The following is a 10,446-nucleotide window of genomic DNA, read 5'->3' on the forward strand; positions in this document are numbered from 1 at the left end:
CCGCCTCCCCTCGTCGCCGCGCCGCAGGTCTCGTCGTCGCCGTGATCGCCCTCGCCGTGGCGGCGGGCCTCAGCGTCGCGATCGGCTCGAACGCCCTCTCCCCCGCCGAGATCTGGCATGCCCTGGCCACCCCCGACGGAGCGGTCACCGATCAGATCGTGCGTGACCTGCGCGTCCCCCGCACGATCGCCGCGGTTGTCGCCGGGGTCGCCCTCGGACTCGCCGGCGCGCTGATCCAGGCATTCACCCGGAATCCGCTCGGCGATCCCGGCATCCTGGGAGTGGATGCCGGCGCCGCCCTCTTCGTCGCGATCGGCGTCGTCCTGGGCGCTGTGACCGCCGTGCAGTTCCTCCCCTGGGCGTTCGGCGGCGCCCTCATGGTCACCATCGCCGTCTATGCGATCGGCGGAGCGGGACGCGGCGGGCCCGATCCCGTGCGGTTGACCCTGGCCGGGGTCGCCGTCGGAGCCGTGCTCATGGGCGTCACGAGCGCGATGATGCTCCTCGACCCGGTCACCTTCGCGCGCCTGCGGGGGTGGAACGCGGGTTCGTTCGTGGAACGCGGGTGGGACGTCATCCTCCCCGTCCTCCCTTTCGTGGGTTGCGGCGTCGTCGTGGCCCTCGCCTGCGCGCGGTCGCTCAACTCTCTCGGTCTCGGCGACGAACTCGCCTCCTCCCTCGGCACGAGAATCGCGCGCACCCGTGTGCTCTCGATCGCGGCCATCACCGTCCTCGCGGGATCGGCGACCGCGATCGCCGGTCCCATCGCCTTCGTCGGCCTCATGGCCCCGCACGTCGCGAGATGGATCGTCGGGCCGGACCAGAGGTGGATCCTTCCGTACACGATGGTGATCGCACCGACGGTGCTCCTGGTGTCCGATGTGATCGGTCGAGTGGTCCTGTGGCCGAGCGAAGTGCCGGTGGGGATCGTCACCGCCTTCGTGGGAGCACCCGTGCTCATCGCGCTGGTGCGCCGGGCGAGAGCGAGCAGCCTGTGAGCCTCGTCATCCGCCGGGGACCGGTGTCGCTGCGCTTCCGCGTGCGCACGCTCACGACGGGGGTCGTCGTCGCCGTGGTCGCGGCGATCCTCGCGGTCCTCGCCCTCTGTCTCGGCGACCTGCCCCTCACCCCTACCCAGGTCGGGGGCGCCCTTCTCGGCGCTGACCACGGCTTCACGGCGACCGTCGTCCGCGAGTGGCGGCTTCCGCGCGTGCTCGCCGCTCTCGTCTTCGGCGCCGCTCTGGGCGTGTCGGGAGCGGTCTTCCAGTCGCTCACGAGGAACCCGCTCGCCAGCCCCGACGTCATCGGGCTGTCGGCCGGCTCCTACGCCGGCGGGTTGAGCGCGATCATTCTCTTCGGCGCGGCGGCGGGCAGCGGTCCCGTCTCCGCGGGGGCGATCGTGGGAGGCCTCGCCGCCGCGGCACTGGTGTACGCGCTCGCCTACCGGCGCGGCATCCAGGGCTTCCGTCTGATCGTCGTCGGAATCGGTGTCTCGGCGATGCTCCAAGCACTCAGCACCTACCTCGTGCTGCGAGCCAAGATCGAAGTGGCGATGGTCGCCGCCGTGTGGGGCGCGGGCTCGCTGTCGCCGGTCGGATGGGGGCAGTTCCTCCCCGCCGCCGCGGTGATCGCGGTCTCCCTCGCTGCCCTCGCCGTCTTCACCGGTGCCCTTTCGCGCCTCGAACTCGGCGACGATGCGGCGCGGGCGCTCGGCATCCGCGTCGAGAGGTCCCGGCTCGGTCTGGTCGTCTGCGCCGTCGCCCTGACCGCGGTGGTCACCGCGGCCGCCGGCCCCATCGCTTTCGTCGCCCTCGCCGCACCGCAGATCGCACGGCGGCTGGCCCGGACGGCCGGCATCGCCCTCGCGCCGTCGGCGCTCGTCGGGGCGGTCGTGCTCCTGGCATCCGACATCGTCGCTCAGCACACGCTGCCCACGCCGCTTCCCGTGGGCCTGGTCACCGTCGTCGTCGGCGGCCTCTACCTCGTCTGGCTCCTCATCCACGAAACCCGGAGACGCGCATGACCGCTCCCGTCCGCCTCGCCGCTCATGATCTGACCATCGGCTACGACCGCCGCATCATCTCGGAAAAGCTGTCGGTCGCCATTCCCGACGGCTCCTTCACCGTTATCGTGGGCGCCAACGCGAGCGGCAAGTCGACGCTGTTGCGCGCTCTCGCCCGCCTCCTCTCACCCGTATCGGGCGAGGTGCGGCTCGACGAACGTCCGTTGGGGGAATACCAACCCAAAGAGCTCGCGCGCGCCGTGGGCCTGCTTCCGCAGACGTCTCTCGCTCCCGACGGCATTACGGTCATCGACCTGGTTGCCCGCGGACGGTACCCCCACCAGGGGTTTCTGCGGCAGTGGTCCGTCGACGACGAGGCGGCGGTGCGGCAAGCTCTGGATGCCACCGGCACGGCGGATCTGTCGGGACGTCTCGTCGCGGAGCTGTCGGGCGGCCAGCGCCAACGGGTCTGGATCGCCATGGCGCTGGCGCAGCAGACGCCGATCCTGCTGCTCGACGAACCCACGACCTTCCTCGACATCGCCCACCAGATCGAGCTCATGGAGCTGCTCACCGACCTGAACGAGCAGGGCCGCACGCTCGTGGCGGTACTGCACGACCTGAACCAGGCGGCGCGATACGGGAGCCACCTCATCGCCGTGAAAGATGGGCGGATCGTCGCCGAAGGCGCCCCGGCCGACATCGTGACGGCCGAGATGGTCGAGGACGTCTTCGGTCTGCGCTGCGTGGTGACCCCCGACCCCGTCTCGGGGACGCCCGCGGTCTCGGCCCTCGGTCGAGACCGGGCGGTCCGTCCGTGAAGATGCTGCTCCAGGCTCCCGCCGACCCCGTTCGCACCCGAGATCTGTCGGTCACCGATCGAACGACCCCGCGCTCGCTGGCGCTGCGGGCGATGGGCGCCGCGCCGCGCTACACCGTTCCGGCCGCCGTGCTCTCGATCACCCACCAGGTGGGCGAAGCCCTCGTCCCCATCGTCATGGGGCTCGCGATCGAACGCGCGGTCACGACCGGCGATCCCGCTCAGCTCCTGCTGTGGCTCGGTGTGCTCGCGGCCGACTTCGTCCTGCTGTCCTTCTCCTGGCGTTTCGGATCGCGTCTCGCGGAACTGGGCATGCTGGCCGTCCAACACCGTCTCCGCATCACCGTCGCGACCCACCTTCTCGGGCGACCACCACGACCGGGGCGTCCGTCGGAGCAGCCGGGTGTCGCCCTCTCGATCGCCACGTCCGACGCCAACAGGCTCGCGGAGGCCGTGGAGATCGGCGTCTACCCCGTGGGCCAGCTCGCCGCGGTACTCTTCGGCGGAGCCGTGCTCGTCACCGTCTCGTGGCCGCTGGGCCTCGCCGTCCTGCTCGGCGCGCCGATCCTGCTGTGGGTCACGGAGCGCGCGGGCCGACGACTGCGCGACCGCAGCGGTGAGGAGCAGGAAGCCGCGGCCGCTGCGGCGGGTCGGGCCGCCGACCTCATGAGCGGATACCGCGTGATCCGCGGCATCGGCGCCGAAGCCGAGGCGAGCCGCCGCTACCGTCGCGCCAGCCGTGACGCCCTCACCGATACCATGCGCGCCCGACGTGCCGAGGGGGTCTTCGGCGGGGCCATGAGCGTCGTCACGGGACTGTTCCTCACCGCCGTCGCGGTCGCCGCGGCGCTGCTCACGCTGTCGGGAAGCCTCGGCCTCGGCGAGTTCATCGCGGTCGTGGGACTCGCGCAGTTCCTCCTCGAGCCGCTGCGCGCGCTCGCGCTGTACACCGGAGCGTGGTGGGCGTCGGCGACGGCCTCTGCGGCGCGGGTGCTCGATGTCCTCCGCGACGCCGAACCTGTCGCGGTCGTCGCGCCGCCGAGCCCGGCGGCACAGCGGGCGCCGGAGATCCGGCCCGGAGAGTTCGTGGTCGTCGCGTGCGGCGGCGACCGGGCCGCCGAGGTGACCGCGGCCCTGCGGGCACGGCATCCCGAAGCCCTCCATGCTCCGCACGCTGCGCACCTGTTCACCGGGACGGTCGCCGACAACGTCACCCCGCCGGATGATGCCACAGCCCTGTCAGCGGCCCTTCACGCCGCCGTGTGCGACGAACTCGCCACCGCGCTTCCCGCCGGACTCGACAGCCGCGTCGGCGAGAACGGCAGCGCGCTCTCGGGCGGTCAGCGTCAACGGGTCGCCCTCGCGCGCGCTCTCGCGCATGACCCCGAACTGCTGGTGCTGCACGATCCGACCACCGCCGTCGACGCCGTCACCGAAGCGCGAATCGCCGAGCGGGTCCGCGAGATGCGGCGTCATCGGCGCACCGTCGTCATCACACGCGCACCGGCCTTCGCCGCCATCGCGGATCGCGTGATCCGCATGCCCGAGGGAGCGGACGAATGAGTGTCGCCCTCCCGCTCGCGTCGGCCCGGGAGGTCGCGCACGAACTCCGGAGGTCCCTTCCGCGTGGATGGTGGCGTCTGCCGTCGCTCATCGTGGTCGTGCTCGCGGCTGCGGCGTCGGGAGTGGTGGGCCCGCTCGCCCTCGGGGTCGTCGTGGACGCGATCGGCGCGGGCGAGGACGCACCGCCGCTCGCGTGGACGCTCGCCGCCGTGATGGCCGGCGCGGTCGTGACCGGGGCCGTGCTCACCGCCGTCGGTATGGTCTCGGCCTCGCAGCTGTTCGAGACCGCTCTCGCCGACCTCCGTGAGCGGATGGTCGACACCGCCCTGCACCTGCCTCCGGCTCGCGTCGAGCGCGCCGGCACCGGCGATCTGATCGCCCGTGCCGGCGACGATGTCGCCCAGGTGTCGGATGCCATCCCCCGCGTCGTCCCGGCCCTCGTCGGTGCCGCGTTCACGATCGCCGTCACCGTCGTCGGCATGGCGGTCATCGATCCCTGGTACGCGGTGGCGTTGGTGGCCATCACGCCCCTGCACGTGTTCGCGGTGCGTCGCTATCTGCGTCACGCCCCCGGCGTCTACGCGGCGGAGCGCGCCGCGATGGCCGAGCGCGCACAGCATCTCCTCGACACGCTGCGCGGGCTGGAGACCGTCCGCGCCTACCGCACGGCCCCCTCGCACCTGGACCGTATCTCGACCGCGTCGTGGGCCGTCGTGCGGTGGAGCATGCGCGCACGCGGAATCCAGAACCTGTTCTTCGCCCGGCTGAACGCGGCGGAGTTCCTCGGCATGGCGGGTCTGCTCGTCGTGGGGTTCATCCTCGTCGCGAACGGGCACGGCAGTGTGGGTGGGACCACCGCCGCCATGCTGCTGTTCCTCCGCCTGTTCGGGCCGATCAACGAGCTGCTCTTCGTCGTCGACGACCTGCAGTCGGCCCTGGCGTCGCTCTCTCGCATCGTCGGCGTCATCCGTACGGCGGCGCCTCGGGATGCCGCGGGCGAACCGTCGCGCGAGCACAACGCGGTCGAGCCGCGCGACATCGAACCACGCGACATCGAACCGCGCGACGTCGACCTGCGCGGCATCACTCACGCGTACGAGGCCAATCACGCCGTGCTGAACGACGTGTCACTGCGGATCGCGGCAGGCGAGAGCGTGGCGGTGGTCGGAGCGTCGGGTGCGGGGAAATCCACGCTCGCCGCGATCGCGGCCGGCGTTCACGATCCCCTCGTCGGCCAGGTCGACCGACCGCGATCCGTCGCCCTCGTCACGCAGGAGGTACATGTCTTCGACGCCGACCTCCGCGACAATCTCACCCTCGCGGCCCCGCAGGCGACCGACGACGAGGTGCGTGCCGCCTTGCGGCGCGTGGGCGGCGAGAGCATCGCCGCGCGCCTGACCCGCGGCCTCGATGAACCGGTCGGGGCATCGGGCACTCCCCTCTCGCCCTCCGAGGCCCAGCATCTCGCGCTGGCGCGCGTGCTGCTCGCCGACCCCGCGTTCGTCGTGCTCGACGAGGCCACGGCCGAGGCCGGCTCCGCCGAGGCCGGACGGCTCGAGGACGCGGCCCTGGCGGCGATCGAGGGCCGGACCGCTCTGGTCGTCGCGCATCGGCTCAGCCAGGCCGCGGCCTCGAACCGTGTCGTCCTGCTCGACGCGGGTCGTGTGCGCGAGGAGGGCACTCACGACGACCTCCGCACCGCGGGCGGGGCCTACGCGCGCCTGTGGGACGCGTGGAGTCGTTCGCGCTGAATCAGGGCGCGAGCCGCTCTGCCGCCGCGGCGATCCGCTCATCGGTCGCGGTCAGCGAGAACCGGACGTGGTTCGGGAAGTGCGTGCCGTAGAAGTGCCCCGGGCCGACGAGGATGCCGAGGTCGGCGAGCCGCCCCACGCTCTCCCACGCGTCGCGCCCCTCGGTGGCCCACAGGTACAGACCGGCCTCGCTGCGGTCGACGGTGAAGCCGGCCGCCTCGACCGCGGGCTTCAGCACGGCCCGACGACGGGCGTACCGTTCGCGTTGCTCCGCGACGTGCGCGTCGTCGCCGAGAGCCACGGTCATCGCGCGCTGCACGGGAGCGGGAGGCATGAGGCCGAGGTGCTTGCGTCCGGTGAGCAGTCGCGCGACGAGCGCGGCGTCACCGGCCAGGAACGCCGCGCGGTACCCGGCGAGGTTCGACTGCTTGCTCAGCGAGTACACCGACAGCACGTCGGTGAGGTCGTCGCCGACCACGGCGGGATCGAGCACGCTCGGCACGCGCTCGACGTCCCAGGGAGCGTCCCACCCGAGTTCGGCGTAGCACTCGTCCGACGCCAGAACGGCTCCGAGCTCTCGCGCCCGGGACACGGCATCCGTCATCTCGGCCACCGACAGGACGCGGCCGTCGGGGTTTCCCGGCGAGTTGACCCAGACGAGCCTCGTGTTCGCGGGCCAGTCGGCCGGATCATCGGATGCCACCGCCTCGGCGCCCACGAGACGGGCACCCACCTCGTAGGTCGGGTACGCCGCGCGCGGGTGCACCACGACGTCGCCGGGGCCGAGGCCCAGGAGCAGAGGGAGCAACGCGACGAGCTCTTTCGAGCCGACGGTGGGCAGGACGTTCGCGGCTGTCAGGCCCGGAACGCCGCGTCGACGGGCGTACCAGTCGGCGATCGCCTCACGCAAAGCGGGCGTTCCTGCGGTCTGGGGATACGCGTGCGCGTCGGTCGCGTCGGCGAGAGCCTCGGCGACCACGGCGGGCGTCGGGTCGACGGGCGAGCCGATCGACAGGTCGACGATGCCGGCGGGGTGACGCCTCGCGCGCTCCGCGTAGGGGGCGACGGCGTCCCAGGGGTAGTCGGCGAGGTCGGCGACGCCCACGGGTCAGTGGCTCTGCGGGGGAAGAGCGGTGATGACGGGGTGGTCCTTGGCGATCACGCCGACCTTGGCGGCACCGCCGGGCGAGCCGATGTCGTCGAAGAACTCGACGTTCGCCTTGTAGTAGTCGGACCACTCTTCGGGCAGGTCGTCTTCGTAGTAGATCGCCTCGACCGGGCACACCGGTTCGCACGCACCGCAGTCGACGCATTCGTCGGGGTGGATGTAGAGCGACCGCTCGCCTTCGTAGATGCAGTCGACCGGACACTCGTCGATGCAGGCGCGGTCTTTGACATCGACACACGGGAGGGCGATCACGTAAGTCACGGGACCAGTCTAATCGCGCTCACCGGAAGGGCTTCGCCGCGCGCCGTCGGGCGTATGATCCCCGGCGTCAGCGGACGTGTGCGGGGGCGTCCGCCTCGGCGTTCGCGCTCGTCCCTTGCGGCAGATGCGAGAACGACGGCCAGAACGCCACGAAGACCATCAGCGCGGGGCCGACGATCGTCCACACCACCGGGATCCACTCCATCCCGGGGCTGGGGGCGGCCACGATCGCCGATCCACCGGGGCCGGGCTGAGAGAAGACGTAGGTCGCGAGCGAGATGCCGAGCCCGCCCGCGAGGGCGTTGACGCGGTCGCCCGTCAGCGTGCGCAGCGCGACCAGTAGCGCGGCGCTGCCGATCGTCGCGAGAAGCAGTCCGAGCGGCACCGGCCCGAGACGGAAGGCCTGGCCGATCGTGCCCGCCGCGCCGTAGAAGGCGCCGATGAGCAGCGCAACGACCCAGCCGACGACGCGCAGGATGCCAGAGCTCATCGGGTCAGTCTAGGCGCGGGTCGCTATGCGGCAGCGGAGAACCGGCATCAGGCCGCCCACCCCCACAGGCGCAGGAGGGCAGCGGTGAGCGCGGCGGCTGCCACCACGACCAGGAACGGTGCGCGCGCCCACAGCAGCAGCGCCGCCACCCCGACCGCCGGCACCCGCGCGTCGACGACGATCGCGGCACCCGCGCCGAGCGTCTGGACCATCACGAGCGCCGAGAGCAACGCCACCGTGAGCAGGTCGGCGATCCGCGCCGGCCGCGGGGCCTCGAGCCACCGGGCGGGAAGGAGATAGCCCACCGCCTTCAGCGCGAGGCAGAGGACGGATGCCAGGAGCACGGCGGTCCACAGGGTCATGGCATGCCCTTCTGCTCGGCGACGTCGACGGGTTCGGGTGCGGGCGGGCGCGGATCGAAGAGCCCCACGACCACGGCGACCCCGGCGGCGGCGATCACCGGGATGCCCGGCATCAGCGCCGGGGTCAGCAGCGCCGCGACGACGGCGGCCCCCGCCGCGACCGCGAGCGGCTGACGACCGCGAAGTCGGGGCCACAGGAGGGCGAGGAAGGCGGCGGCAGCAGCCGCATCGAGCCCGTACGCGCGGGGGTCGCCCAGCACGTCGCCGAGCAGCGCCCCCAGGAGCGTCGACAGGTTCCAGCCGACCCAGATCGCCACGCCGGTCACCCAGAAGCCCGCCTGCCGCGCCCGAGGCTCGTCCTGCGCGAGCCCGACCGCGACCGACTCGTCGATCGTGAAGGGCGTCGCGGCGGCCTTGCGCCAGAACCCGCCGGCGACGATCGGGGCCATGCGCATCGCGTAGGCCGCGTTGCGCACGCCGAGGAGGGCCGCCGAAGCGATCGCGGCGGGGGCGGCGGCGAGTCCCCCGGCCGCTATCACGCCGACGAAGGCGAACTGCGAGCCGCCGGTGAACATCAGGAGGCTCAGCACGCACGTCTGCCAGACATCGAGCCCGGATGCCACGGCCAGCGCCCCGAAAGAGATGCCGTACGCGCTGGTCGCCAGGGCGACGGCGAGGCCCTGTCGGGCGGCGACACCCTCGGGTGTTCGCGATAACGAACGCATGGACATCATGCTGAACGATGCTCGTTCGTTCGTCAAGTCGAACGATCGGCGAGCATAATGAACACATGAGTGATCTCGGCGACCGCATCGCGGCGAGCCTGCGGCGCGAACGCGAGCGTCGCGACCTCAGCGTCTCGGAGCTCGCGCGCCGCGCAGGCGTCGCGAAAGCCACCGTCTCCCAGCTCGAGAACGGCGGCGGCAATCCCAGCGTCGAGACGCTGTGGGCCCTGGCTTCGGCGCTCGAGGTCCCCTTCGCGGTCCTCGTCGACGAGGGCGTCCGCTCCCCCACGCTGATCCGCGCCGGAGAAGCGGCCACGGCCGTGCCCTCGGCGGCATCCGAGTATCTCGCCGTTCTCCTGTCGGCGAGTCCACCGCACGCGCGCCGCGACATCTACCTGTTGAGCGCCGAACCCGGGACCCCGCGTGTCTCAGAGCCGCACCCGCGGGGCACGGTCGAGCATCTCGTGATGGTCACCGGCCGCGGGCGCGTCGGTCCCGCCGACGACCCGTACGAGCTGTCCCCCGGCGACTACCTCTCGTATCCCGGCGACGCCCCGCACGTGTTCGAGGCACTGACCCCCGGGATGAGCGCGGTCTGCGTGGTCGAGTCGCACTGACCCGGGGTCCCCCGACGTCCTCGCTGACTTGCGCCGAATGCACGCCCGAACGGCCTCACGGTCAGCATTCGACGGACGTCATCGGGTGCCCATCGCGCCGCCGCGCCGCGCGGCGTAGTGTTCGGGGCATGTCCCGCGTCTTCGACATGACCTTCTCCTCCGTCTACCCGCTGTACGTGACGAAGGTCGAGCGCAAGGGGCGGACGAAGGACGAACTGGATGCCGTGATCCGCTGGCTCACCGGATTCGACGAGGCCGCGGTCACCCGGCACGCCGAAGGCACCACGACTCTCCGCGAATTCTTCGGCGAGGCGACGCTCAACCCGCGGGCGGATCAGGTCACGGGGGTCGTCTGCGGCATCCGCGTCGAGCAGATCGACGACCCGTTGATGTACCGCATCCGCCTCCTCGACAAGCTCGTCGACGAGCTCGCGAAGGGGCGCCCCCTCGCGAAGGTGCTCCGGGAACAGGCACCCACTCCCGCCGCCTGAGGGGGTCTCGCCCCACCGCTCACGACGGAGGACCCTGAGCCCGTCGAAGGACCCGGCCGCCCTCATCGCCGCGCGCGGGAGGACCCTGAGCCCGTCGAAGGACCCGGCCGCCCTCATCGCCGCGCGCGGGAGGACCCTGAGCCCGTCGAAGGGTCCGGTGGCTTCGACAGGCTCAGCCACCTGCGCGGCGAAACAG

12 protein-coding genes are annotated in these 10,446 nt (G+C 72.1%); 7 read left to right on the forward strand and 5 right to left on the reverse strand.

Going from position 1 to position 10,446, the window contains the following annotated elements; all coding sequences use genetic code 11:
- From P2P98_RS04640 to P2P98_RS04660, 5 genes are all read left to right on the forward strand, one after another.
- A partial coding sequence (locus tag P2P98_RS04640; RefSeq protein ID WP_275797644.1) for an iron chelate uptake ABC transporter family permease subunit occupies window positions 1-998 on the forward strand: 998 nt, incomplete at its 5' end.
- Window positions 995-2,023, forward strand: a complete 1,029-nt coding sequence (locus tag P2P98_RS04645) for an iron chelate uptake ABC transporter family permease subunit (protein WP_275797646.1) — start codon at window positions 995-997, stop codon at window positions 2,021-2,023. The genes P2P98_RS04640 and P2P98_RS04645, both read left to right, overlap by 4 nt.
- The gene (locus P2P98_RS04650) at window positions 2,020-2,823 is read left to right on the forward strand and encodes an ABC transporter ATP-binding protein (RefSeq protein ID WP_275797648.1); all 804 of its coding nucleotides are present in this window, start codon (window positions 2,020-2,022) and stop codon (window positions 2,821-2,823) included. The genes P2P98_RS04645 and P2P98_RS04650 overlap by 4 nt, the downstream gene beginning before the upstream one ends.
- Window positions 2,824-2,825: 2 nt before the next feature.
- Window positions 2,826-4,385: an ABC transporter ATP-binding protein gene (locus tag P2P98_RS04655; RefSeq protein ID WP_275797666.1), complete on the forward strand. Its 1,560-nt coding sequence runs from the start codon at window positions 2,826-2,828 to the stop codon at window positions 4,383-4,385.
- Window positions 4,382-6,136: an ABC transporter ATP-binding protein gene (locus P2P98_RS04660; protein ID WP_275797650.1), complete on the forward strand. Its 1,755-nt coding sequence runs from the start codon at window positions 4,382-4,384 to the stop codon at window positions 6,134-6,136. Before P2P98_RS04655 ends, P2P98_RS04660 begins: the two co-directional genes overlap by 4 nt.
- A gap of 1 nt (window position 6,137) precedes the next feature.
- Here P2P98_RS04660 and dapC read toward each other — a convergent pair whose 3' ends face one another.
- From dapC to P2P98_RS04685, 5 genes are all read right to left on the reverse strand, one after another.
- A complete protein-coding gene (dapC, locus tag P2P98_RS04665) occupies window positions 6,138-7,241 on the reverse strand; it encodes a succinyldiaminopimelate transaminase (RefSeq protein WP_275797652.1) in 1,104 nt (367 codons plus the stop codon).
- Between the two features lie 3 nt (window positions 7,242-7,244).
- Window positions 7,245-7,565, reverse strand: a complete 321-nt coding sequence (gene fdxA, locus P2P98_RS04670; RefSeq protein WP_013586172.1) for a ferredoxin — start codon at window positions 7,563-7,565, stop codon at window positions 7,245-7,247.
- A 67-nt stretch (window positions 7,566-7,632) separates the two neighbouring features.
- On the reverse strand, window positions 7,633-8,055 hold the full coding sequence (locus P2P98_RS04675; RefSeq protein ID WP_275797656.1) for a histidinol dehydrogenase: 423 nt from the start codon (window positions 8,053-8,055) through the stop codon (window positions 7,633-7,635).
- A gap of 47 nt (window positions 8,056-8,102) precedes the next feature.
- The gene (locus P2P98_RS04680) at window positions 8,103-8,417 is read right to left on the reverse strand and encodes an AzlD domain-containing protein (RefSeq protein ID WP_275797658.1); all 315 of its coding nucleotides are present in this window, start codon (window positions 8,415-8,417) and stop codon (window positions 8,103-8,105) included.
- Window positions 8,414-9,142 (reverse strand): AzlC family ABC transporter permease, encoded by a 729-nt coding sequence (locus tag P2P98_RS04685; RefSeq protein ID WP_275797660.1) that lies wholly within the window; start codon window positions 9,140-9,142, stop codon window positions 8,414-8,416. Before P2P98_RS04685 ends, P2P98_RS04680 begins: the two co-directional genes overlap by 4 nt.
- Window positions 9,143-9,207: 65 nt before the next feature.
- Here P2P98_RS04685 and P2P98_RS04690 point away from each other — a divergent pair, with 65 nt between their 5' ends.
- Window positions 9,208-9,759 (forward strand): helix-turn-helix domain-containing protein, encoded by a 552-nt coding sequence (locus tag P2P98_RS04690; RefSeq protein ID WP_275797662.1) that lies wholly within the window; start codon window positions 9,208-9,210, stop codon window positions 9,757-9,759.
- A 128-nt stretch (window positions 9,760-9,887) separates the two neighbouring features.
- Window positions 9,888-10,250, forward strand: a complete 363-nt coding sequence (locus P2P98_RS04695) for a DUF2200 domain-containing protein (protein WP_275797664.1) — start codon at window positions 9,888-9,890, stop codon at window positions 10,248-10,250.
- Window positions 10,251-10,446 lie beyond the last annotated feature (196 nt).

Origin of the sequence: Microbacterium sp. Kw_RZR3 (assembly GCF_029222405.1) — a bacterium.
GTDB lineage: Bacteria > Actinomycetota > Actinomycetes > Actinomycetales > Microbacteriaceae > Microbacterium.

Bases quoted from the DNA above. Each gene is read 5' to 3' on its own strand.
- P2P98_RS04685 (WP_275797660.1), bottom strand. From the start codon at position 9,142: ATGCGTTCGTTATCGCGAACACCCGAGGGTGTCGCCGCCCGACAGGGC.
- P2P98_RS04695 (WP_275797664.1), top strand. From the start codon at position 9,888: ATGTCCCGCGTCTTCGACATGACCTTCTCCTCCGTCTACCCGCTGTAC.
- P2P98_RS04675 (WP_275797656.1), bottom strand. From the start codon at position 8,055: ATGAGCTCTGGCATCCTGCGCGTCGTCGGCTGGGTCGTTGCGCTGCTC.
- P2P98_RS04690 (WP_275797662.1), top strand. From the start codon at position 9,208: ATGAGTGATCTCGGCGACCGCATCGCGGCGAGCCTGCGGCGCGAACGC.
- P2P98_RS04650 (WP_275797648.1), top strand. From the start codon at position 2,020: ATGACCGCTCCCGTCCGCCTCGCCGCTCATGATCTGACCATCGGCTAC.
- P2P98_RS04655 (WP_275797666.1), top strand. From the start codon at position 2,826: ATGCTGCTCCAGGCTCCCGCCGACCCCGTTCGCACCCGAGATCTGTCG.
- P2P98_RS04680 (WP_275797658.1), bottom strand. From the start codon at position 8,417: ATGACCCTGTGGACCGCCGTGCTCCTGGCATCCGTCCTCTGCCTCGCG.
- P2P98_RS04660 (WP_275797650.1), top strand. From the start codon at position 4,382: ATGAGTGTCGCCCTCCCGCTCGCGTCGGCCCGGGAGGTCGCGCACGAA.